Origin of the sequence: Chromobacterium sp. Rain0013, assembly GCF_015291765.1 — a bacterium.
Classification (GTDB): domain Bacteria; phylum Pseudomonadota; class Gammaproteobacteria; order Burkholderiales; family Chromobacteriaceae; genus Chromobacterium; species Chromobacterium haemolyticum.
Map to the genome: position 1 here is coordinate 2,783,790 of NZ_CP031514.1, position 23,006 is coordinate 2,806,795.

General features: G+C 63.1%; 19 protein-coding genes and 1 pseudogene. 9 read left to right on the plus strand and 11 right to left on the minus strand.

Annotation, left to right across the window (positions count from 1 at the left end):
- Positions 1 to 146: 146 nt before the first annotated feature.
- Positions 147 to 1,847, minus strand: a complete 1,701-nt coding sequence (locus tag DXT74_RS12930) for a PHA/PHB synthase family protein (RefSeq protein ID WP_370551762.1) — start codon at positions 1,845 to 1,847, stop codon at positions 147 to 149.
- 343 nt (positions 1,848 to 2,190) lie between these two features.
- Between DXT74_RS12930 and DXT74_RS12935 the strand changes: the two genes are divergently transcribed.
- From DXT74_RS12935 to DXT74_RS12945, 3 genes are all read left to right on the plus strand, one after another.
- Entirely contained in the window at positions 2,191 to 2,847 is a 657-nt protein-coding gene (locus tag DXT74_RS12935) for a fumarylacetoacetate hydrolase family protein (protein WP_194426157.1), read from the plus strand.
- A complete protein-coding gene (locus DXT74_RS12940; RefSeq protein WP_194426158.1) occupies positions 2,848 to 3,249 on the plus strand; it encodes an RNA-binding S4 domain-containing protein in 402 nt (133 codons plus the stop codon).
- Between the two features lie 85 nt (positions 3,250 to 3,334).
- Entirely contained in the window at positions 3,335 to 4,504 is a 1,170-nt protein-coding gene (locus DXT74_RS12945; RefSeq protein ID WP_194426159.1) for an MFS transporter, read from the plus strand.
- Positions 4,505 to 4,591: 87 nt separating this feature from the next.
- Here the strand turns inward: DXT74_RS12945 and DXT74_RS12950 are convergent, their stop codons facing one another.
- From DXT74_RS12950 to DXT74_RS12960, 3 genes are all read right to left on the minus strand, one after another.
- On the minus strand, positions 4,592 to 5,149 hold the full coding sequence (locus DXT74_RS12950) for a GNAT family N-acetyltransferase (protein WP_231138178.1): 558 nt from the start codon (positions 5,147 to 5,149) through the stop codon (positions 4,592 to 4,594).
- Between the two features lie 69 nt (positions 5,150 to 5,218).
- A complete protein-coding gene (locus DXT74_RS12955) occupies positions 5,219 to 6,619 on the minus strand; it encodes an L-serine ammonia-lyase (protein ID WP_081556189.1) in 1,401 nt (466 codons plus the stop codon).
- Between the two features lie 329 nt (positions 6,620 to 6,948).
- Entirely contained in the window at positions 6,949 to 7,593 is a 645-nt protein-coding gene (locus DXT74_RS12960) for an NAD(P)-dependent oxidoreductase (RefSeq protein WP_043641560.1), read from the minus strand.
- A gap of 178 nt (positions 7,594 to 7,771) precedes the next feature.
- On the opposite strand from DXT74_RS12960, the gene DXT74_RS12965 reads away from it, so the two are divergent.
- Positions 7,772 to 8,638, plus strand: a complete 867-nt coding sequence (locus DXT74_RS12965; RefSeq protein WP_196783758.1) for a LysR family transcriptional regulator — start codon at positions 7,772 to 7,774, stop codon at positions 8,636 to 8,638.
- Between the two features lie 52 nt (positions 8,639 to 8,690).
- Here DXT74_RS12965 and DXT74_RS12970 read toward each other — a convergent pair whose 3' ends face one another.
- The 3 genes and pseudogenes from DXT74_RS12970 to dinG all read right to left on the minus strand — a co-directional run bounded on the left by DXT74_RS12970 (position 8,691) and on the right by dinG (position 12,617).
- Positions 8,691 to 9,872 (minus strand): porin, encoded by a 1,182-nt coding sequence (locus DXT74_RS12970; protein WP_231138179.1) that lies wholly within the window; start codon positions 9,870 to 9,872, stop codon positions 8,691 to 8,693.
- Positions 9,873 to 10,079: 207 nt separating this feature from the next.
- Positions 10,080 to 10,364, minus strand: a pseudogene (locus DXT74_RS12975) (DUF3579 domain-containing protein); the annotation flags it as partial.
- A gap of 126 nt (positions 10,365 to 10,490) precedes the next feature.
- Positions 10,491 to 12,617: an ATP-dependent DNA helicase DinG gene (gene dinG / locus DXT74_RS12980; protein WP_019102916.1), complete on the minus strand. Its 2,127-nt coding sequence runs from the start codon at positions 12,615 to 12,617 to the stop codon at positions 10,491 to 10,493.
- A gap of 215 nt (positions 12,618 to 12,832) precedes the next feature.
- On the opposite strand from dinG, the gene DXT74_RS12985 reads away from it, so the two are divergent.
- The 5 genes from DXT74_RS12985 to DXT74_RS13005 all read left to right on the plus strand — a co-directional run bounded on the left by DXT74_RS12985 (position 12,833) and on the right by DXT74_RS13005 (position 18,493).
- Positions 12,833 to 14,791, plus strand: a complete 1,959-nt coding sequence (locus tag DXT74_RS12985; protein ID WP_039755757.1) for an aminotransferase class I/II-fold pyridoxal phosphate-dependent enzyme — start codon at positions 12,833 to 12,835, stop codon at positions 14,789 to 14,791.
- A 192-nt stretch (positions 14,792 to 14,983) separates the two neighbouring features.
- Positions 14,984 to 15,907: an ornithine carbamoyltransferase gene (gene argF, locus DXT74_RS12990; protein WP_194426161.1), complete on the plus strand. Its 924-nt coding sequence runs from the start codon at positions 14,984 to 14,986 to the stop codon at positions 15,905 to 15,907.
- A gap of 97 nt (positions 15,908 to 16,004) precedes the next feature.
- Complete coding sequence (locus DXT74_RS12995) at positions 16,005 to 17,231, plus strand: argininosuccinate synthase (RefSeq protein WP_081556203.1); 1,227 nt, start codon at positions 16,005 to 16,007, stop codon at positions 17,229 to 17,231.
- A 58-nt stretch (positions 17,232 to 17,289) separates the two neighbouring features.
- Complete coding sequence (locus tag DXT74_RS13000) at positions 17,290 to 18,174, plus strand: DMT family transporter (protein WP_194426162.1); 885 nt, start codon at positions 17,290 to 17,292, stop codon at positions 18,172 to 18,174.
- 115 nt (positions 18,175 to 18,289) lie between these two features.
- Entirely contained in the window at positions 18,290 to 18,493 is a 204-nt protein-coding gene (locus tag DXT74_RS13005) for a DUF2788 domain-containing protein (RefSeq protein WP_019099892.1), read from the plus strand.
- A gap of 219 nt (positions 18,494 to 18,712) precedes the next feature.
- Here the strand turns inward: DXT74_RS13005 and DXT74_RS13010 are convergent, their stop codons facing one another.
- The 4 genes from DXT74_RS13010 to DXT74_RS13025 all read right to left on the minus strand — a co-directional run bounded on the left by DXT74_RS13010 (position 18,713) and on the right by DXT74_RS13025 (position 23,004).
- Positions 18,713 to 19,348: a LysE family translocator gene (locus tag DXT74_RS13010; RefSeq protein WP_194426163.1), complete on the minus strand. Its 636-nt coding sequence runs from the start codon at positions 19,346 to 19,348 to the stop codon at positions 18,713 to 18,715.
- Between the two features lie 101 nt (positions 19,349 to 19,449).
- Complete coding sequence (locus DXT74_RS13015) at positions 19,450 to 20,988, minus strand: amino acid permease (RefSeq protein ID WP_043641566.1); 1,539 nt, start codon at positions 20,986 to 20,988, stop codon at positions 19,450 to 19,452.
- A 145-nt stretch (positions 20,989 to 21,133) separates the two neighbouring features.
- Entirely contained in the window at positions 21,134 to 21,844 is a 711-nt protein-coding gene (locus DXT74_RS13020; RefSeq protein ID WP_194426164.1) for a gamma-glutamyl-gamma-aminobutyrate hydrolase family protein, read from the minus strand.
- Positions 21,844 to 23,004: an iron-containing alcohol dehydrogenase gene (locus DXT74_RS13025; RefSeq protein WP_194426165.1), complete on the minus strand. Its 1,161-nt coding sequence runs from the start codon at positions 23,002 to 23,004 to the stop codon at positions 21,844 to 21,846. The genes DXT74_RS13020 and DXT74_RS13025 overlap by 1 nt, the downstream gene beginning before the upstream one ends.
- Between the last annotated feature and the right edge of the window lie 2 nt (positions 23,005 to 23,006).

Below are 23,006 nucleotides of genomic sequence, written 5' to 3' on the forward strand. Positions count from 1 at the left end.
CGCCGGCGTTGGAAGCGGTCGGCGGCGCGTCTTTGGAATGACTGACAAAACTTGGTTTTACGGCTGTGGCAAGGCGCGTCGGCTTGGGCGGTGTTCTAGTTTCTTGACCCTATCCCGCCGACGCGTTGCCGATCGTAAACAAGCGTTTACTGCAGGCTGGCCACCACGCTGGGCATGGCCTTGGCCAGCACATAGCTGCCCGGCGCCGCTTGCAGCGGCGGGAAGTCTTTGCTGCCCAGGCTCTTGGGTGCGGCGACTTTCTTGCCGGATTGCGGAGCCAGCCAGGCGTCCCAGTCCTTCCACCAGCTGCCGGGGCGGCTTTCCGCGGTTTCCAGCCAGGCGTCCGCGTGTTCCGGCAGCTTGTCGTTGACCCAGTAATTGCGCTTGTCCTTGGTCACCGGGTTGATCGAGCCGGCGATATGGCCGGAGGCGCCCAGCACGAAGCGCCGGGACGGCGCGCCGGTCAAGTAGTGAATGCCGGAGTAGGCGGAACTCCACAGCACGATGTGGTCTTCGCGCGCGGCGAAAATGTAGACCGGGATGTCGATCTTGGAAACGTCGATGGGCACGCCGCACAAGGTGATGGAGCCTGGTTTGGTCAGCGCGTTGTTCATGTAGAACTGGCGCAGCATGAAGGTGTGCATCGGCAGCGGCAGGTCCACCGCGTCGTTGTTCCAGTATAGGAGGTCGAACGGCGCCGGCGTTTTGCCCAGCAGGTAGTTGTTGACCACGTAGTTCCACACCAGGTCGTTGGCGCGCAGGCTGGCGAAGGTGCGGCCAATTTCCTTGCCGCTGATGATGCCGCCGGCGGCGATTTTGGCTTCGCGGCTGGCCACCAGGTTCTCGTCGATGAAGTAGGAGATCTCGCCCGGCTCGGCGTGGTCTATCAGCGAAGTCATGAAGGTGGTGGAGTCGAAATACTTGAGCCCGCGGGCCTGCAGCACGCACTGGGTGGTGGTCAGGATGACGCCGCCGACACAGAAGCCCAGCGCGTTCATGCTGTCCTGCTTGCTGATCTTGCGCACGGTTTCCGCCGCGGCGATTACGCCTTTCTCGATATAGCTTTCCCAGGTGAAATGCTTCATCTCCGGTTCCGCCGAGCGCCAGCTGATCAGGAACACGCGGTAACCCTGGGCCACGAAGTGGCGCACCATGGAGTTGTCCGGCTGCAGGTCCATCAGGTAGTACTTGTTGATGCAGGGCGGCACGATCAGCAGCGGCTTTTCGTAGACTTGGCCGGTGGTGGGGGTGTACTGGATCAGTTCGATCAATTCATTGCGGAACACCACTTGGCCCGGGGTGACCACGATGTTCTTGCCGATCTCGAACTGGCTCTCGTCGGACATCGAGATGTGCCCCTTCTGGAAGTCCTCCAGCATGTTCTTCATGCCGTCGACCAGGCTTTCACCCTTGGTCTCTATCGCCCGTTTCATTACGTCCGGGTTGGTCAGCATGAAGTTGCTGGGGGAGACCGCGTCCAGGTATTGGCGGGTGGCGAAGGCCAGCTTGTCCTTGGCCTCTTCCTCCAGCTGGGCGTTGTCCACCAGCTCGGTCATCCACTTGCTGGTGAGCAGATAGCCCTGCTTGAGGAAGTGATAGAACGGGTGTTCGTCCCATTCCGGAGAGGCGAAGCGGCGGTCGCCCTTTTTCGCCGAGGCGTCGCCGTTGGCGGCGGGCGCCTGGCCCAGGAACTGAGACCACAGATTCATCTGCTGCTGATACAGGCTGCTTTGCCAGGCGAACAACTGACCGGCGTTGCTGAGCATGGCGCCCCAGGCGTTGGCCAGCGGCAATTCAGCATTTCCAGGTTGTGGGGGCAGCGGCAGGTTGTTGACGAACTGCTGCATCCATTGTTGGTTGGCCTCGGATAGGCTGGCGAAGAAACTATCCAGCGGGTTTGTACTTTCTTGGGTCAAAGCTGTCTCCTGAAACGTGCCGAAGCGTTATCGAAGCTTTCCTGCATTGGACCGTGTAACAAAGTGTGCGGTCGCAAGGTACGCCATGACTGTAACAGGGTTGCATGACATTTTCACCGGGAGGAGGACGATAAGGCGCGTCGAAAGTGGCATCTTGTTGCCGCAGTGCACAATCTGCCTAGCTGTCCTTTCGGCCTGGCATGCCGGGAGGATGGAAATTATGGGATAATCGCGAAGATTAAATTGACGTTGGACTGAACGGGAAAGGATGGTCATGTCGGCATTCAAGGCGCGCTTGGGCGAAGAGGACGTCGCGGTGGGCAACATCTTCTGCATTGGGCGCAATTACGCCGCGCACGCGGCGGAGTTGAACAACCCGCTGGAAGACGAGCCGCTGGTGTTCTTGAAACCCACTTCGGCGCTGGCCGGCGAGGGCGAGCCGTTGCGTCTGCCCGACTATTCCAGCGATGTGCACCACGAGTGCGAACTGGTGCTGCTGATAGGCAAGGGCGGCCGCGATATTGCGGAATCGGAAGCGCTGGATCATGTGGCCGGCTATGGCATCGGTCTGGACATGACGGCGCGCGATGTGCAATCGGCGGCCAAGAGCAAGGGCCATCCCTGGACCAAGGCCAAGGGCTTTCCCACCGCCGCCTGCCTGTCCCGCCTGACACCGGCGGCTCAGGTGGCCGACCCGCAGCGGCTGAGCTTCGAGTTGCGCGTTAACGGGGCGCTGCGTCAGCAAGGCGATACCGGGCTGATGTTGTTCCCTGTGGCGGCCATCATCGCCTATCTGTCGCGGATCTACGGCCTGCAAGCCGGCGATCTGATCTATACCGGCACGCCGGAAGGCGTGGCGGCGGTGCGTTCCGGCGACAAGCTTAGTTTGAAGCTGGATGGATTGGCCTCCGCCGAATGGAGCGTGCTCTAGATGGCGGCCTCGGGCGAGGACGCTGGCAAGGTCCGTCTCGACAAATGGTTGTGGGCGGCTCGTTTCTTCAAGACCCGGCAACTCGCGCACGAAGCGCTGGAATTGGGGCGGGTGCAGGTCAACGGCGACAGAGTCAAGGCGTCGCGGGTGGTCAAGGAGGGCGACCAACTGGTGATGCGCATCAATCAGCTGGAGTACCGAGTCGAGGTGCTGGCGCTGAGCACCCAGCGCCGCCCGGCGCAGGAGGCGCGGCTGCTCTACCGCGAGGACGAGGTTTCGCAACGCGCGCGCGAGGAGCAGCAGTTGCTGTTGAAAGCGGAGCGCGCCAGTTTCCCGCACGGCGATGGGCGCCCCACCAAGAAGGCGCGGCGGGAGATCGGCAAGTTCAAAGGGCAGTTCTGAGAGCCTGTTCAAAGTCCGCTGCGCTATTCCGCGCGCCGTTTTACGTTTTCAACCAGGAGTCCGCTTAAGGGCCGAGCTTCACATCATGCCGTCTTCCGCGTCACCCGCTGTATCCCTGTTGCCGTTCAGCCTGTTCTATTTCAGCTATTTCGCCTTTCAGGGCCTGTTCAGCCCGTTCTGGGGGCTGTATCTGGAGTCGCTGTCCTTCTCTGCCTGGCAGATCTCGGTGTTGATGGCCTTGTCCACGTTGGCGCGTATTGTCGCGCCGGGCTTTTGGGGCTGGTTGGCGGATCGGCGCGGACGCCGGCGCGCCATCATCTTGACGACTTCTCTGTTGTCGGCGGCGGCCTTTCTGCTGGTAGGGCTGGACCGCGCCTTCTGGTGGGTGTTCGTCAGCCTGGCCGTGTCGCATTTTTTCTGGGCGGCGGCGCTGCCCCTGGTGGAGGCCAGTACAGCCCACCTGACGCGCGCGCAGCCGGGGCGTTACAGCCGGGTGCGGGTCTGGGGCTCGATAGGTTTTGTTTGTTTGGCGATGAGCGGCGGCTTGCTGCTGGACCTCATCGGCATCGGCAATCTGCCGTGGGCGCTCTGCGCGTTGTTGGGGCTGGTGGCGGCGGCGGCCTGGCGGGTGCCGGAGGTGGCCGCTGAACGCAAGAACGGGCAGCCGACATCAATGGCCGCTACGCTGCGGCGGCCTGAGGTGATGGCCCTGTTTGGCTGTTGTTTCCTGATGGCCTTCGCTCACGGGCCTTACTACACTTTTTTTTCCATCGGCTTGAAACAGGCGGGCTACGAGCAAGGCGCGATCGGCATGCTGTGGGGCCTGGGCGTGGTCAGCGAGGTGGCGGTATTCCTGCTGATGCCCAAGATCATGGGGCGCGCGCGCCTGGAAACGCTGATGCTGTTGTCGCTAGCGGCGGCGGTGCTGCGTTTCGCGCTGATCGCCGCCGCCGCGCAGCTGGCGTGGGTGGCGATCAGCGCGCAGTTGCTGCACGCGCTGACTTTCGGCCTGCACCACGCGGCCTCGTTGGGGCTGATCCATCGTATGTTCGACCCACATCATCACGGTCGCGCTCAAGGCTTTTACATCATCGCCTCGTTTGGCGTCGGCGGCAGCGCCGGCGGTCTGATCGGCGGGCTGGTGTGGCCGCATGGCGGCATGGCGACGACGTTCGCGATGTCGGCCGTTGCCGCCGCGCTGGGCGTGTTGCTGTGCCGGCGCTGGTTGCGGCCGGCGGCGTTTCAGGCCGGCTGATCCAATATGGGCACGATCTGCTGCGCGTTGGCGATACAGTGTTGAACACGGTTTCGAATTTCTCAGCCGTTTTCGTCTTGTCTCGCCTTAGCTAGCCAGATCGCGAGCTGGCTTTAAGAGCTCAGGCGGCACGAAATAGCAGCTGTCGTCGTCAATGCCGGGCAGTTCGATCCGGCCCTGATAACGCAGGCCGATTTTCTCCAGCACGCGGATGGACGCCTGATTGTGCGGCGCGGTGATGCCGACCACCACTTCGTGCCCCAACTGCTCGCGGCCATGTTCTATGGCGGCCTGCGCGGCTTCGCTGGCGTAGCCGCTGCCCCAGAATTGTTCCAGAAAGGCGTAGCCGATGTCCGGATAGGCCAGGCCTTCGCGCTTGACCAGACCGCAGATGCCGACTGGAACGCCGTCCTCCAACCGCTCCACCAGCAACAGGCCGTGGCCGTGCTTGCGGTAGCTGGCTTGCGGGCCCTCCTCGATATAGCGCAGCGCGCCGAGCAGGTCGTGGGCGTTTTTGTCGCCGATATTGGCGATGAAGGCCGGCTCGTTCAGCAGCTTGAGCATGAAAGGGGCGTCGCTGGCGTGCAGCGGGCGCAGTTGCAGTCTGGCGGTGGCGATGTGATGCATGGCGGGTTTGTGTTTCACGGGATAAGGTCGTAAAAAAAGCCGACGGCGCGCAAGCGCCATCGGCTTTGATGCTAACAGGCCAGCGGCTCAGCACTCAACAATATTCACCGGCACTTCGATGACGTTGATGGCCAGGCCGCCGCGAGCGGTTTCCTTGTACTTGGTGCTCATGTCCATGCCGGTGTCGCGCATGGTCTTGATCACCCGGTCCAGCGACACGAAATGCTGGCCGTCGCCGCGCAGCGCCATGCGCGCCGCGTTGATGGCCTTGACCGAGGCCATCGCGTTGCGTTCGATGCAGGGCACTTGCACCAGGCCGCCCACCGGGTCGCAGGTCAGACCCAAATTGTGTTCCATGCCGATCTCGGCGGCGTTTTCCACCTGTTCCGGGGTGCCGCCCAGCACTTCGGCCAAGGCGCCGGCGGCCATCGAGCAGGCCGAGCCCACCTCGCCTTGGCAGCCTACTTCGGCGCCGGAGATGGAGGCGTTGAGTTTGAACAGCACGCCGATGGCGCCGGCGGTGAGCAGGAAACGCACGATGCCGTCGTCGCTGGCGCCGGGCACGAAGCGGGCGTAATAGTGCATTACCGCCGGGATGATGCCGGCCGCGCCGTTGGTGGGCGCGGTCACCACGCGGCCGCCGCCTGCGTTTTCCTCATTGACCGCCAGCGCGTACAGATTGACCCAGTCCATGACCGTCAGCGGGTCGCGCAGCGCTGCTTCCGGCGAGGCCAGCAGTTTGCGGTGCATGTCGGCGGCGCGGCGTTTGACTTTCATGCCGCCGGGCAGGATGCCTTCGCGCTCGCAGCCGCGCTTGACGCAGTCCTGCATCACTTGCCAGATTTTCAGCAGCTCGGCGCGCACTTGTTCCTCGCTGCGCCAGGCCAGCTCGTTCTCCAGCATGATCTGGCTGATGGATTTGCCGTGGCGCTGGCACAAGGCCAGCAATTCCGCCGCGCTCTTGAACGGGTGCTTGAGCTCGGTGACCCCCGGCGGGGTAAAGCCGGCGTCGATGGCGGCCTCGTCGACCACGAAGCCGCCGCCCACAGAATAATAAGCGCGCTTGGACAGGCTGGCGCCGGCGGCGTCGAAGGCTTCGAAAATCATGCCGTTGGGGTGGTAAGGCAGGGTTTTCTTCTTGTGCAGGATCAGGTGCTCGCCCTCGACGAAGGGCACGGTGTGCTTGCCCAGCAGCGCGATGGCCTTGCTTGCGCGAATGGCGGCCAGCATGCCGTCCACCGCGTCGGTGTCTACCAGGTCGGGTTGCTCGCCCTGCAGGCCCAGCAACACCGCAACGTCGGTGCCGTGGCCCTTGCCGGTCGCGCCCAGCGAGCCGAACATTTCGGCGCGCACACTGGCGGTTTGCGTGAGCAACTCGTCTTTTTCCAGCCGGGCGATGAATTGGCGCGCGGCGCGCATCGGTCCAACTGTGTGGGAGCTGGATGGGCCGATGCCTATCTTGAACAAATCAAAAACACTGATGGCCATAATGCTTCTCTTTAAGGGCTGTGTCCCGGTAACCGGGTTGTTGTGAGGATGGCCTGGGCCGTCCTTATTATTGTCGTTGTCATGGTTTCACATGGCTGGGGCGCCGGGCATGCCAGCGCACCGCCATCTTGCGGCAGCCGGGCAATCTAGACAAGCTGGAGGCCGCTGTCAATTTAGAATTATAGAGTCAGGACTAAGTTGCGTTGGGGGGTCGGCGAGTTGAAACCGCTTCGCATTCGGACGGCATGGGCCGGGCGGGCGGGAGGCCCTTTGCGCAAGGCGAGGAGGGGGCAGGGCATGAAAAAGCCCGGGCGAGCCGGGCTTGGGGTTTAGACTGCGGCGGCGGTGAAGCGGCGGCGCAGATGCTGTGGTTTTTCCAGCTCGTCGACGATGGCCACGGCCAGGTCTTCCACGCTGATGTCAGCCGGCTTGTCGCCGTTGAACAGCAATTGATCGCCGCCCAGCCGGTATTTGCCGGTGCGCTCGCCGGGATGGAGGAAGGCCGGCGGTGAGACGAAGGTCCAGTCCAGCGTGCTTTCCTCGCGCAGGCGACGCAATGCTTCGCGCACGCCCAGCGCGCCTTCTTTCCATTCCGCCGGAAATTCCGGAGTGTCCACCAGTTGCACGCCGGGCGCCACTTCCAGGCTGCCGGCGCCGCCCACTTCCAGGAAGCGCTTGACGCCGGCTTGCTTGACGCCGGCGACGATGGCGTCGTGGCCCTTCACCGCCAGCGCCTGGATATCGGCCTTGTCCCAGCCGGGGTTGAAGGCGCTGACCACGGCGTCGTGGCCGGCTACGGCGGCGGCGATCTGGCCGGCTTGGTAGGCGTCGGCGGCGACGCCGCTCAACTGCGGGTGTTGCGGCAGTTTGGACAGATTGCTGACGATGGCGCTGACTTGATGGTTGCGGGACAGCAGTTCTTGCAGGATGGCCGAGCCGACAAAGCCGCTGGCGCCGATCAGTGCGATTTTCATGGGATTCCTTTTCGCGATAAACAGGGGGCCGAAAACCCTGACGTAATGGTTTTACGAGGGCCCCAAACATAATGAAGTTTGATGGCGTTCAGAATAGCAGCTTGATTATAGGGCGATAATCCAGCAAAAATGGCATTGATAGTTTAGTTGGGCTTAATAAATGGATGCATTACGACGCATGGCGGTTTTCGCCATGGTGGTGGATAAGGGGTCGATGAACGGCGCGGCCCGCGAGCTGGGCATGACGCCATCGGCGGTGAGCCAGCATATCAGCAAGCTGGAGCAGCAGCATGGCGTCAGTCTGCTGCACCGGACTACCCGCAAGTTGACGTTGACCGAGGCGGGCAGCCTGTTCTATCAGGGCTGCGCCGACATGCTGGCGGCGGCGCAGCTGGCCGAGCAGCGGCTGCTGGAGCTGCGAGACGCGCCGGTGGGCGAGCTGCGCATCGCCGCGCCCACAGGCTTTGCCGGCGCCTTATTGAGCGAGGCGCTGACGCCTTTATTGAGCGCGCACTCGGGTCTGAAGCTGCGGCTGTTTTTCCACGATGAGATGATAGACCTAGTGGACAACCGCATCGATCTGGCGCTGCGCGCCGGGGTGCTCAAGGACTCCAGCCTGGTGGCGCGCCATCTGGCGGACTGGCCCAATGTGCTGTGCGCGTCGCCGGCTTATCTCGCCCGCCAGCCGGCGATCACGCGGCCTGAGCAATTGTCCTCGTTGCAATGGGTGGCTTTATCGGATCGCAAACTGGGTTGGTTGGCGTTCGAGCATGCGGATGGAAGCCGCTTTACCCTCGAGCCGGACGCGAGACTGGTCAGCAACAACATCGTCGCCGCACGCCAGTTCGTGCTGGCCGGCATGGGCGTGGCGGTGCAGCCGGAACCCGAGATACGGCAAGAGTTGGCCGACGGTCGTCTGCTGCGGGTATTGCCGGAGTGGGGCCTGCCGCCGCTGGCGATCTACGCAGTGACGCCGCGCCGCGACATCCAGCCTGCGAAAGTACGCTATGCGATTGAGGCGTTGCGCGCCAGCCTGTGCAAATGAAAAACGCCGCCGGCAAGGCCGGCGGCGTGATTGGAACGCAAGTTGTTCAGGATCAGAAAGCGATCTTGAAGCCCACGCCGAAGGCTTGCGGGTCGTTGCCGGCGGTCAGAGCCGCATCGCTGGTGCCCAAACCGGTATCGTATACCGGGTTGTTGGCGAAGTTGGCCTTGGCTTTGGCGTTGTTGCTGATCTTGGTGTAGTAAGCCAGCACTTGGGTGGTTTTGGACAGATTGTAAGTGCCGCCCAGAGTCCATTGCTTGGCCTTGAAATCGTCGCCGTTGACGCCGGCGCCTACATTTTTCAAGGTGCCCAGCTGGCCGTAGGACAGCTTGAGCGAAGCTGCGCCAAAGTCCTGGCCCAACGCGATCAGCCAGTTGTCCTGCTTCAGCTGACCACCGCCGACTTGGTCGAAGGTGCCCCATTCGTAGTTGCCGCCGACGAAGGTGCCGAAGTCGAACTTGTAGCTGGCTGCCAGGCTGTAGAAGGTGACGTTCTTGCCGGAGTTCAGCGACAACACCGCCGGGCTGTTGCTGCTGGAGGTGTTGTAGGAGTTGGTGTTGGCTTTCACCGCCGTATCGTACTGGCGATCCCAGCCAGCGGCCAGGTTCAGGCCTTGCCAGGTGTAGCCCAAGCCCAGGGAGATGCGCTTGGAGTCGTTGCCGGACACGCGGTTTTCATCCACGCCCCAGGACGCGCCCAGCTTGAAGCCGGCCCAGCTCGGGGAGAAGTAGTGAACCGAGTTGGCCAAGCGGGCTTCGCCGCGGCTGTTGACCGAGCTGCTGCCGAAGTTGTCGGCGGTGGTGTTGACCAGCAGGTCGGTACCCAGCGCGCTGTTGCCGCTGCCGGTGAACATCTTGTAAGCGGAGTCGTGTTGGCCCAGCAGTACGCGGCCGAAGTCGCCGTTGTCGATGCCGATGAAGGAGTTGCGGGTGGCGAAGGACGCGGTTTGTCCCTTGTCGTTGGTGCCGCCTTGTTCGAAGTTGCGCAGGCTGTTTTCCACCTGCCAGATTGCCTTGGTGCCGCCGCCGATGTCTTCAAAACCCTTGAAGCCGATGCGGGAGTTGTGGTCGACGATGCGGGTGCGGCTGCTGTACTCGGAACCGCCGGAGCCGGTGGCTTTGGACGATTCGATGCCGCCGCTCAGGAAACCGTAGATGGTCACGTCAGCGTGGGCGACAACGGGCAAGGCGAACATCGCGGCAACCAGAGCTGCCAGATTTTTCTTTTGCATCATGAATACTCCAAGTCTGTTTTGCTTTAATTAATCCGGGTGTCGGCTCCATGTCGCGCAAGGTTTCTTAACAAACCAAACTGCGGTGTCGCCACAACACTTGTCTTAGTTTAGCCACAAAATATGACGTGGATGTTGCTAATCTGTTGCTTAAAGATAAATCGGACAGGTGTGGTGTTGTAATTACGCCAAGAATTGGTTCGGGTAGACCTCGTCCAGCAGGGTGCGGCAATCGACGATGCGCAGGTCGTTGTCCTTGGCGAAATCCATTAGAAAGCAAAACACCTGGGGGCTGATTTTTTCCAGTTTCTTATCCACCGCCACACAGCGCACGCCATCCAGCATCATCGGGCGGACATGGGCGTGGTAGTGCAGCTTTTGATCGTCGAAGGAGGCTAGGATGCCGGCCAGGCGTTCGGCCCAGTCGCTGGGGCGAAAGGTGCGCCCTTCGGAAGTGATGCCCTGGATGACTATTTCGTATGGATTGCAGATCATGGCGGTGGACCGGAGTGTTTGCTTTTGGTTTAGCCTGTTTTTTATCGTCTGCTAAGCGATTTGCGCTTGGCGTTTTATGTTCAGGCGTTTTGTTTGTTGCTGAATATTTAGTATTTTACCCGAAAATCAGATGCGCTTGAATGGCGGCAGCGAGGCGAGCAGCCGCTTGCCGTAGCTTTGTTTTTGCAGCCGGTTGTCCAAAATGGTGACGCGGCCGTAATCGCGCTCGGTGCGAATCAGGCGGCCGACGGCCTGCACCAGCTTGATCGAGGCTTCCGGCACCGTCAGTTCGATGAAGGGGTTGCCGCCGCGTTTCTCTATCCAGCGAGACAGGGTTTTGCCCACCGGGTCGTCCGGCATGGCGAACGGCAGCTTGGCAATAATCACGTGCACGCAGCTTTCGCCGGGCAGGTCCAGCCCTTCGGAGAAGGAGTCCAGGCCGAAAATCACGCTGGGCTCGCTCTGTTTCAGTCGTTGATGGTGTTGTTCGATCAGCAGGCTCTTGGGGATTTCGCCCTGAATCAGCAGCCGCTCGCGCAGCGCGGCCGGCAGGCCGGCGGCGACGTCTTGCATTTGTTTGCGGGAAGAGAACAGCACCAGGGTGCCGACCGGCTCCTTGAGGTCGATCAGTTTGGGCAGCCATTCGACGATTTCGCGGGTATGACCGCCGGCGTCCTTGGGGCTGGCCAGCATGGGGGGCAGATAAAGCTCGCCCTGTTCGCCGAAGTTGAACGGGGAATCCAGCGCCACACAGCTGACTTCCGGCATCCACTTGAGGCCGGTTTGCGACAGCAGCAGTTCGAATTCGCCTAGCGAACGCAGCGTGGCCGAAGTCAGGATGGCGCCGGCGGCGCGGCGCCACAGGTTGGCGGCCAGGCTGGCGGCGGCACTGACAGGCGATGCGGAGAACAGGTAGTCCCCCTTGCCTTCGGCGCGGCGGGTGATCCATTTGGCGATGGGCGGGCTGGTGGGCTCGGTTTCCTTCTCGAACAACTCCCACACCGCCAGCAACTGCTCGGCGCGCGCGGTGAGAAAGCCGAGGTCGGAAGCGGTCTTGTCGACTTGCGCCGCCTCGCCGCCCTTGTCCTTGCGCGCTTCGCCCAGCGCGTCGGTGAGCTGGCTCAGTTGCTTGAACAGGGAGCGCGCCGAGGTGGCCATATTGGCGGTGGGGCCCTGGAAGCGTTCCGGGAGCACGCCGTCTTCTATCAGCCAGGTGGGTTCCAGATTGTCGCTGGAGGCGGCCAGCGCGTCTTCGCCTTCCAGCAGCCACAGCCATTCGGTCAAGGTTTCGCTGCAAGCGCTGGCGGCTTCAATCGCCTGACTCACGATGTCCACCTTATTGGTCAGCGCTTCCACGCGGATGGCGGCGGCGGCCACTTTGTCCAGCCAGGACATGGCTTGAGCCAAGGAGTGTTCGGCGGAAAACTGGTTGACCGCCTTTTTGGCCAGGTGGTGCGCCTCGTCGATACAGTAGTAACTTTCTTCCGGCGCCGGCAGGATCACGCCGCCGCCCATGGACACGTCGGCCAACATCAGGTCGTGATTGGCCACCACCACGTCCACGTTTTCCAGCACGTCGCGCGCCAGGTAGAACGGGCATTCCGGCCGGTTCGGACAGGCGGCCTTGAGGCAGCCGTGGCGGTCGTTGGTGACGCGGGACCACAAACCGTCGTCTATCACGCTGTCCCAGGCGTCGCGGTCGCCGTTCCAGCGGCGGTAGTAGAAGGCGTCGGCCAGCTGGCGCAGGGTTTCGATTTCGCCGGCCTCCGGCTTGCGGTCCCACAGCGCCAGCGTCGGGTCCAGGTCCAACAGCTGGCCCTGGGCGTTTTCAGCGGTTAGCGCGTAGATGCGTTGCGGGCACAGGTAGCGGCCGCGGCCCTTGGCCAGCGCGAAGGTGAGCGGCAGGCCGCTGTTCTCGACGACGAAGGGCAGGTCGCGGTTGACCAGCTGTTCCTGCAAGGCGACGGTGGCGCTGGTGACCACCAGTTTTTTGGCGCGGGATTTGGCCATCACGCCCCCGGCCAGCAGATAGGCCAGGCTTTTGCCAACCCCGGTGGGGCCTTCGATTACGGTGATGCTTTCGCCGGCGCGTTCCGGCCAGTCGTCGCCTTCCTTATCCTTGCTGCGCGACAGGGCGTTGGCGATTTCCGCCAGCATGCGGCGTTGCGCGGCGCGCGGGCGAAAGCCCGGCAGGTTGTCGGCTATGGTCCGGTAATGGTCGCGAATGGCGTCTTTTTCAGCAGGGGTCAGCATGGCGGCGATTGTACCGCAAGGGGGGCTGCCTTGTCTGGCCGCGCCGAGCTTGCGTTGAATATGGGGAAACCCTGATGTGCGACTGCAAAATGACGCCGACGCACGGATGTGGATAGGATAGGCAAATATAAAAACAAGCGAAATTGCGCGAGCGACTTAGGCAGACAAATCCATTAATAACAGCGCAAAGCAACATCAACAGGAGAAACCCAATCATGACACCCGTTAGCCGAGTGCTGGTGGTCAGCGACGACGCCAAATGGCAGGCCGATGTGCTGGCCGGACTGGGCGCCGCCGCGGTCCGGCTGGAAAACCCTTACGGTCTGACCTTCGTCGGCGTTGCGCGCAGTCAGGACGCGCTGGATTTGATCGCCCGCGATGGCGACGTTCAGGTCGTGCTGGTGGACAAGCAGTTGCAGGAAAAGGGCGTCAGCCAGCCGGCGGCCCAATTGGCCAACCGCATCAGCGCCTTCCGTCCGGAAATTTCACTCTACGTTTTGTTGTTCGACGATGACGAGCGCGCGTTGGTGGAGGACCTGGCCAGCCACGCGGTGGACGGTTACTTCTATCGCGACGAGCTGGATTTTCACGGCTGGTTCCGCATTCTGTCCGCGGAGTTGGCGGAGAAGTCGGCGACGCCGTTCTACGACAAACTCAAGCAATACGTGCGCATGGCCAAGGATTCCTGGCACACGCCCGGGCATTCCGGCGGCGATTCCTTGAAAGGCAGCCCCTGGGTGGGCGATTTTCATGATTTCGTCGGTGAAAGCATGCTGCGCGCCGATCTGTCGGTGTCGGTGCCGATGCTGGATTCGCTGCTGCACCCGACCGGCGTGATCGAGGAGGCGCAGATGCTGGCGGCCAAGGCCTTCGGCGCCAAGCGCACTTACTTCGCCACTAACGGCACCTCCACCTCCAACAAGGTGATCTTTCAGACCCTGCTGGCGCCCGGCGACAAGTTGCTGTTGGACCGAAACTGTCACAAATCGGTGCACCACGGCGTGATCCTGTCCGGCGCGCTGCCGGTGTATCTGGATTCCTCCATCAACAAGCAGTTCGGCATTTTCGGCCCGGTGCCCAAGGAAACCATCTTCGCCGCCATCGACGCCAATCCCGACGCGCGGGTGCTGATTCTGACTTCCTGCACCTACGACGGCCTGCGCTACGACCTGAAGCCCATCATCGAGGCCGCGCACGAGCAGGGCATCAAGGTCATCGTCGACGAAGCCTGGTACGGCTTCGCCCGCTTTCATCCGGCGTTTCGGCCTACGGCGCTGGAATCCGGAGCCGACTATGTGACTCAGAGCACGCACAAGGTGCTGTCCGCGTTCTCCCAGGCCAGCATGATTCACGTCAACGATCCCGGCTTCGACGCCCACCTGTTCCGGGAAAACTTCAATATGCATGCGTCGACCAGCCCGCAGTACAACCTGATCGCCAGCCTGGACGTGGCACGCAAGCAGGCGGTGATGGAAGGTTACCGGCTGCTGGATCGCACGCTGAAGCTGGCGCAGGAGTTGCGCGACAAGATCAACTCCACCGGCGCCTTCCGGGTGCTGGAGCTGTCGGATTTGCTGCCGGAGGAGGTACGCGAGGACGGCATCCAACTGGACCCCACCAAGCTGACCGTGGACATCACTCAGTCCGGCTTCACGGCGGACGAGCTGCAGCAGGCGCTGTTCGAGCGCTACAACATCCAAGTGGAGAAATCCACGTTCAGCACCATCACGCTGCTGCTGACCCTGGGCACCACCCGCAGCAAGGTATCGCGGCTATATGACGCGATGCTGCGCCTGGCCAAGGAAAAGCGCCCGCCGCGGCCGCTGGGGCGGATGCCGGAGATACCGCGGTTTTCCCGGCTGGCCAGCTTGCCGCGCGACGCTTTCTACGAGGCCGGCGAGCGACTGCCGCTGCTGGACGACGACGGCCGTCCCAACGCGGCGCTGGTTGGGCGCGTCTGCTGCGACCAGATTGTGCCGTATCCTCCCGGCATTCCGGTGTTGGTGCCCGGTCAGGTGATAGACGACACCATCCTCGCCTATTTGGCGCGACTGCAAAAAACCCAGAAATCCATAGAAATGCACGGTTTGGCCGAGGACGGCGGGGAGTTTTTGCTGCGGGTGCTCAAAGAAGGGGAGCTGGCGCAACTGCCGGGACGCGCCTTGTTCAAATGAATGCTTGTCAGACAGGCTGATTTCCGATAAATATAACTCTTGTCGCAATTATGTAAATCATGCGCTTTGCGTAGACGTGTTTGCGACGCCTGTGAATGACTTGAGACCAGCGTGTAGTAATGTGCCATCGCGCATGAAGGACACTGAAATGGTGTCGAACGCGCGGTGGCTTTTTTTTTGAAATGGAGCACCATGACGTCCCCTAGGCATTACCTGCAATTCAGCGACCTGACCCACGAGGAATATCGCCACCTCTTTGAGCGCAGCAAGGTCCTGAAGCGACGACGTAGCGACGGCCAGTTGTACCAGCCGCTCGTCGGCAAGGTGATGTCCATGGTGTTCGAGAAGAATTCCACCCGTACCCGCGTGTCTTTCGAAGCGGGCATGGCGCAACTGGGCGGCCACGCGATGTTCCTGGATTCGCAAAGCTCGCAGATGGGCCGCGGCGAGCCCATCGAGGATACCGCCCGCGTGCTGTCCCGGATGAGCGACATCATCATGATCCGCACCTACGAGCAGGCGCTGGTGCAGCGTCTGGCCGCGCACTCCAAGGTGCCGGTGATCAATGGCCTGACCAACGAGTACCACCCGTGCCAGATCCTGGCTGACATTTTTACCTTCATCGAGCAGCGCGGCTCGATAAAGGGAAAAACCGTGGCCTGGATAGGCGACGGCAACAATGTCTGCCGCACCTGGCTGCAGGCGGCCAAAATCCTGGGTTTCAAACTCAAGGTGGCCACGCCGGTGGGCTTCGAACTCAAGGCTTTGGATGGTCAGCACTACGGCCCCGAGCATTTCGAACCCAGCCATAGCGCCATCCACGCGGCGTCCGGCGCGGATTTGGTGACCACCGATGTGTTCACCAGCATGGGTTTCGAGGCGGAGAAAGAGGCGCGCCTGGAGGCCTTCCGCGACTATCAGGTGACGCCGGAGCTGATGAAGCTGGCCAAGCCGGACGCGTTGTTCATGCACTGTTTGCCGGCGCATCGCGGCGAGGAAGTGGCCGCGGCGGTGATAGACGGGCCGCAGAGCGTGGTTTGGGACGAGGCGGAAAACCGCATGCACGTGCAGAAGGCGCTCATCGAGTTCCTGCTGCTGGGCCAGCGTTACGACTGAACTCACGATGCGGGCGAGCGCCCGCCGTTCGAACGATTCGGCGAGACCGCGCAGCGCGGGCCGAATCCGGTAATCAATGGATTTGAAAGAATACAAAATGTCTGACATCAAGAAAGTGGTATTGGCGTACTCCGGCGGTCTGGATACTTCAGTGATTCTCAAGTGGCTGCAAGACACCTATCAGTGCGAGGTGGTGACTTTCACCGCCGACATCGGTCAGGGCGAAGAGGTGGAGCCGGCGCGCAAAAAGGCGGTGTCGCTGGGCATCAAGCCGGAAAACATCTTCATCGACGATCTGCGCGAGGAGTTCGTCCGCGACTTCGTGTTCCCGATGTTCCGCGCCAACGCCATCTACGAAGGCGAATACCTGCTGGGCACCTCGATTGCGCGGCCGCTGATCGCCAAGCGCCAGATTGAGATCGCCAATCAGGTGGGCGCCGATGCGGTGTCGCACGGCGCCACCGGCAAGGGCAACGACCAAGTGCGTTTCGAACTGGGTTATTACGCGCTGAAGCCGGACGTCAAGGTGATCGCGCCGTGGCGCGAATGGGACTTGCTCTCGCGCGAGAAACTGCTGACTTACGCCGAAACCCACGGCATCGACATCAGCAAGAAGAAGGGCGGCGGCAGCCCGTACTCGATGGACGCCAACCTGCTGCACATCTCCTACGAAGGCACGGTGCTGGAAGATCCGGCGGCGGAGCCGGAAGAAGATATGTGGCTGTGGACGGTGAGCCCGGAGAACGCTCCGGATCAGGCCGAATACATCGAGCTCAGCTATGAAAAGGGCGACATCACCGCCATCAACGGAGTGGCGATGAGCCCGGCCCAGGTGCTGACCGAGCTGAACCGCCTGGGCGGCAAGCACGGCATCGGCCGGCTCGACATCGTGGAAAATCGTTACGTGGGCATGAAGTCACGCGGTTGCTACGAAACTCCGGGCGGCAGCATCATGCTCAAGGCGCACCGCGCGATCGAGTCCATCACTCTGGACCGCGAAGTGGCGCATCTGAAGGACGAACTGATGCCCAAGTACGCCCAGCTGGTCTACACCGGCTACTGGTGGAGCCCGGAACGTCAGATGCTGCAAGGCATGATCGACGCCTCCCAGGCCACGGTCAACGGCTGGGTGCGGCTGAAACTATATAAGGGCAATGTGATCGTGGTGGGCCGCGAATCCAAGACCGATTCCTTGTTCGATCCCACCATCGCCACCTTCGATGAAGACGGCGGCGCCTACAACCACGCGGATGCGGCAGGCTTCATCCGCCTGAACGCGCTGCGGATGCGGATTGCCGGCAACGCCAAACTGAAACGCGGCTAAAGCTCCGCGCTTGGTCCGAAAAGCCCCCGCTGGGGGCTTTTTTTAATGAAAACTCGATATGGAAACCAATAGTCGATCCAACGCCTGGATTCCCTGGGCCTTTGTGCTGTTGTGGAGCACCGGCTTCATCGGCGCCAAGTTAGGCCTGCCTTTCATCGGCCCGTTCACCTTTTTGGCGATACGGATGGGGCTGACCCTGCTGTGCTTCGGCGCGCTGATCGCCTACTTCCGTCCCGCCTGGCCCGGTCTGGCTGCGGCCAAGCACCAATGGGCATGTGGCGCCATGCTGCACGGCCTCTATCTGGGTGCCAGCTTCGCCGGCATCAAGCTGGCGGTGCCGGCCGGCATCACCGCGCTCATCGTCGGCCTGCAACCAATACTGACCGCGGTGTTGAGCTGGTTGATGGGCGAGCAGAGGCTGAGCCGGATGCAGTGGCTTGGTCTGGCGATAGGCTTTGGCGGCGCGCTGCTGGTGGTGTTGGGAGGCAAAGGCTTGCAGCTAGGCGCCAATCCGGGTCTGTGGCTGACAGCGCTGGCCTTGTGCGCAATCACCGCAGGCACCCTTTACCAGAAGCGTTTTGGCCAGGGCGTGCATCCGCTGACCGGCGCCTTCCATCAATACCTGGCGGCCTTCCTGATCACCGGCGCGTTGGCCCTGAGCCTGGAACGCGGCGCGGCCATCCATTGGAACGCGCAGCTAGCGCTGGCCTTGGGCTGGAGCGTGTTGGCGCTGTCTGTGCTGGCCATCCTGCTACTGATGCGGATGCTGAAGGACGGCGAAGTCAGCAAGGTGGCCAGTTACTTTTATCTGACGCCGGGCCTGGCTGCGGTGCAGGCATGGTGGCTGTTTGATGAACAGCTGAGCGCGTTGGCGGTGGGCGGCATGTTGTTGGCCGCGCTGGGCGTCGCCCTGGTGTTGCAGCGGCTGCGCTGGCGTCGATAACCGTGCGCGGGCATTGAGCCAGCGGGCGATGGCGAGTATCTTATTACGGTTAGGCGGAGCTGAGATTCAAAGCCTCCGCCGGCTCGTTATCGGCTGTGGACGCAAAGGAAAACAAGTGTCGGAAGAACAATTCACCAATATCTCGATGATCGTGTGCTTGGGCGGCCTGATCATTTTCATGGGCTTCATCATCTGGGACCTGGGCAAGAAGGCTCAGGCCGGCAAGATGGGCATGTTCATCCTGTTTCTGGTGCTGGGTTTCGGCGTGTCCGGCTTCCTGTTCAAGAACGTGCTGGTGGAGTTCCTGATCCAGAAGTAAGAACCTGTTCACGATCTGCTGCGCTTCGTGAAACTTGGCACGGTGAGTACCACTTCGAAATGCTCATGTACCATCTATGCATTCCGCTTTCTCAGCCGTTTTCGCCTTGTCTCGCCCTTGCTCGCGAGATCGTAAACACGTTCTAAGGCTCGCGATACCGCGAACAGCCGGCAAGCTTGCTTGCCGGCTTTTTTATGGCATCCGGAGAACCCCTGGCTTCTAGTGGCCGCGGCCCAGAATCAGCTTCAAGCCCAGCAGAATGAATACGCTGCCGGCGGCGCGGTCCAGCCACTGACTGGCGCGGCGGCTCTTGGCCAGCCATTGGCCGATGGCGCCGGAGAAATAGCCGAGGCAGCCGAAAATCAACGCGCCTTGCAGCGTGAAGACCAGGCCGAGCACGGCGATTTGCAGCCCGGCAGGGCCTTGAGCCGGGTTGACGAATTGCGGCAGGAAGGCGAGGAAGAACAACACCACCTTGGGGTTGATCGCATTGGCGATCAGGCCTTTGCGGAAGGTGGCGGTCAAGGGTGTGGCGTTCTGATTGGCGGAGGCCCGGAAGTGGGCGCCGGGGCTGCGCAGGGCCTGCCAGCCCAGATAGATCAAGTAGCCGCCGCCGGCAAACTTCAGCAGGGTGAAGGCCAGCGGCGAGGCGGCGATCAGCGCGCTGACGCCAAGCGCGGCCAGCACCGTGTGGTTCAGGCAGCCCAGCGCGCAGCCCAGGCCGAAAGCCACGCCTTGGCGGCGGCCGCGGGCAATGCCCTGGCTCAGCACCATCAGATTGTCCGGACCGGGCGACAGCGTGATCAGCATGGCGGCGGCGGTGAAGGCGAGCAATTGTTCCGGGGTGACGAGCATGGGCTTCTCTGGCGGTGGTTCGTGTCCGGATGATTCCGTATTTGCCGTCGGGAGACAAGCGCTTTGTCCTGCCGCGCCGGTCTCCCGCTTGGACTTGGCGTTCAGCCGGCCTCGTCCAGCGCGCTTTCGATTTCGCGGATATGCGCCTGATGGCCTTGGATGCGCTGGCCGGTGGGCGGCCCCTTGAATTGTTTGCGCACGCCCAGCGCGAACCAGAACAACGCCAGCATCAGCAGCAGCGCGATGGTCAGGTAGAGCACTTTCTCGTTGGGCGGCTGCATGCCGACGAAGACCAGCACCGCGCCGCCCAGCGTGGCCAGCGCGGCGATGGGTTTGGAGGCTCTGCCCAGATTGAACGGTCCCTTATGGGTCCAACTGCGGCCTTCGGCGAATAGCCCGGCGGCGGAGGGCAGGATGTAGGAGATGTACAGGAACACCGCCGCGCCGGTGGACAATACCAGGAAGGCGTCGCCGTACAGGGTGACGGCGATGGCCAGCACGGCGCTGACCCAGATCGCCGGGCCCGGAGTGCGGTGCTGCGGGTGCACCTGGCGCAGCCAACGCGAGGCCGGCAGGCCGCCGTCGCGAGCGAAGGCGTACATCATGCGCGAGGTTGAGGTCAGGCAGGCCAGGCCGCACAGATAGTTGACCAGGAAGATGCCTATGCCCAGCGCCGCTTTCAAGGCCGGCGGCAGCGCGTTCAGCAGCAAGTCGAAAAAGCCCATTCCGGCTTTGACCCCGGCGCTCAGGTCCGGCAGCACCAGCACGAAGGCGCAGATCATCAGATAGCCGAATACGCCGGACCACAGCACGGAGCGCAAAATGCCCTTGGGCACGTTGCGCGCCGCCTCGCGGGTTTCCTCCGAGGTGTGAGCGGAGGCGTCGTAGCCGGTCAGGGTATAGACGGTGAGCAACAAGCCGGCCAGGAATACCATCACGGTGTTGTCCATCCGTGGCCAGGCGCCGCCGTCGGCGCCGCTGAAGTTGTGGAAGGTCCACAGTCGGGAGAAGTCCAGCGGCCCGGGCGCATAGATCAGCAGCGAGACTACCAGCGCCAGGGTGACGATGAAAATCAGATAGCCGGACAGATCGGTCAGCCTGGTGGTGAGCTTGATGCCCAGGTGATTGAGCCAGGCCTGGCTCAGCGCCACCACGGCGAGGAATGCGGTCTGATGGCCCCAGCCCAGGTGTTCCGGATTGAGGCCCAGCAGCGGCGCGACCAGAGTTTTGAAGAAGGGATCGTAAACGCCGAAGTTGACTGCGGCGGTGACGAAGATCAGCCCCAGCAGATTGATCCAGGCGGTGGTCCAGCCCAGGCCCTTGCCGCCCAGGATGGACGCCCAGTGGTAGAGCCCGCCGGCGGTAGGGTAGGCGGAGGCGATCTGAGCCATCGCCGCGGCGACGATGGCGGCGAACAAGGTACCCACCGGCCAGCCTATGCCGATGGCCGCGCCGCCGCCGGCGCTAAGCCCGGCCGGGAAGGCGGTAATGCCGCCGGCCAGCACGCAGATGATGGAAAAGGAGATGGCGAAGTTGGAAAAGCCGCTCATGCGTCGGGACAACTCCTGAGCGTAACCCATGCTGTGCAACAGTTTTTCGTCCTCGCCGACGGGCGCGGACTCATGCCGGACTGGTTCCATGATGTTCCTCTCTCATTGTGTATGTCTGTGGTTTTCCGCCTGGGCGCGCGTACGCGCCGGCGCCCGAACGGCGGCGGAGGCCGGCCGGGTCCTGGCCCGGTGATCCGGGCTTCGTGTCTATGTCTGGGGCGAGGTGCGGCTACGCTCAGCCGGGCGGCGGACCGCCGCTCATGGTGACTAGCGCGTCGAACAGTCTTTGCTGACCGTCGTCGCGCTCGGCGGAGAGTTCGGGGTGCCATTGCACCGCGATCAACTGGGGGAAACCGGCGATTTCTATCGCCTCGATCACGCCGTCAGGCGCCCAGGCCACCGGCACCACTCCCTTGCCGGGGCGGTCTATCGCCTGGTGGTGCCAGGACTGGGTGAGGACTTCGGTGCCGATCAGGCCAGCCAGGCAGGAGCCGGCGGCGACGCGCACCGGGTGAGGGGTTGGCGCGCGCGGCGGCGCGCGATGGGGCACGGCCTCGCCCACCACGTCCGGCAGGTGCAGGTGCAGGCTGCCGCCCAGCACGGTGTTGAGGATTTGCAGGCCGCGGCAGATTGCCAGCGTTGGCAGTTTGCGTTGCAGCAGCGCGCGCGCCAGCGCGGTTTCAGTGGCGTCGCGTTCCGGGCTGAGGTTGTAAATGGTGGGATGGCCGCCGCCGTCGAAGCGGGCGGGGTCGATGTCGCCGCCGCCGATCAGCACCACGCCGTCCAGCTTGTCCAGCCAGCTGTCCACCATGTCGGGGCCCAGCGCCGGCAACTGCACCGGCGCGCCGCCGGCGCGCGCCACCGCCACCACGTATTCCAGGGGCGTGTGGTAGCCGTGCTCGGGCGCCGCCGGATAGGTGGTCAGGCCGATCAGCGGGCGCCTCATCACAGCCTGCCTTGCTGCGCGGCGAGGAAGATCGCGCGGTAGTCGTCGGCGGACAGCGGAAGCGGGTTGCCGCCGTCGCTGGGGTCGGCCTTGGCCATGCGGCCGATGTCGGCGGCGGCGTCCGCGCCGATGCCGATCTCCGCCAGGGTGTGGGGAATGCCCAGGCTGGCGCGCAATTGCAGCACCCAAGCCAGGAAACCGTCGAAGCCGGCGTCGGCCAGGCCCAGGTAGCGGGCGGCGGCGGCTAGCCGTTCGGCTATCGCCGGCCGGTTGCGCACCAGCACATAGGGCAGCAGCACGGCGTTGGCCAGGCCGTGATGGGTATCGAACACCGCGCCTATGGGGTGCGCCAGCGCGTGCACGCCTCCCAGGCCTTTCTGGAAGGCGGTGGCGCCCATGATGGAACAGGACAGCATTTGAGCGCGTGCCTCCAGATTGCCGCCATCGGCGTGGGCCGCCGGCAGCCAGTCGTGCGCCAGCCGCATCCCTTCCAGCGCCACGCCCTGGGCGATGGGGTGGTAGAACGGGGAGCAGAAGGCTTCCAGATTGTGCACCAGCGCGTCGACGCCGGTGGCGGCGGTCAGGGCCGGCGGCAGGCCGGCGGTCAGTTCCGGGTCCGCCAGCACCAGCTTGGGCAGCATGGCCGGGTGGAAGATGATGACCTTGCGGTGCGCGGCCTCGTCGATGATCAGGGACGCGCGGCCCACCTCGGAGCCTGTGCCGGCGGTTGTGGGCACCGCCAGCGTGGGCGCGACGCCGGCGGGGTCCACGCGCAGCCAGTTGTCGCCCACGTCCTCGAAGTCCCACAGCGGGCGTTTTTGTCCGGACATCAGCGCGATGGCTTTGCCCACGTCCAGCGCGCTGCCGCCGCCGACGGCGACCACCCCGTCGTGGCGGCCGTCGCGGAAGGCGGCGACGCCGGCGTCTACGTCGCGGCCCACCGGGTTGGGGCGCATATCGCTGAACAAGGCCGTCTCCAGGCCGGCGCCGCTCAGCAGGGACTGCAGCCGCGCCAGCATCGGCAGCCTGGCGAGGCCGGGGTCGGTGACCAGCAGCGGGCGGCGCATGCCCAGTTCGCGGCACAACGCCGGCAGTTCGGCGGCGCGGCCTGCGCCGAAGCGGATGCTGGTCGGATAGTTCCAGTTGCCTTGCAGTTGCATCG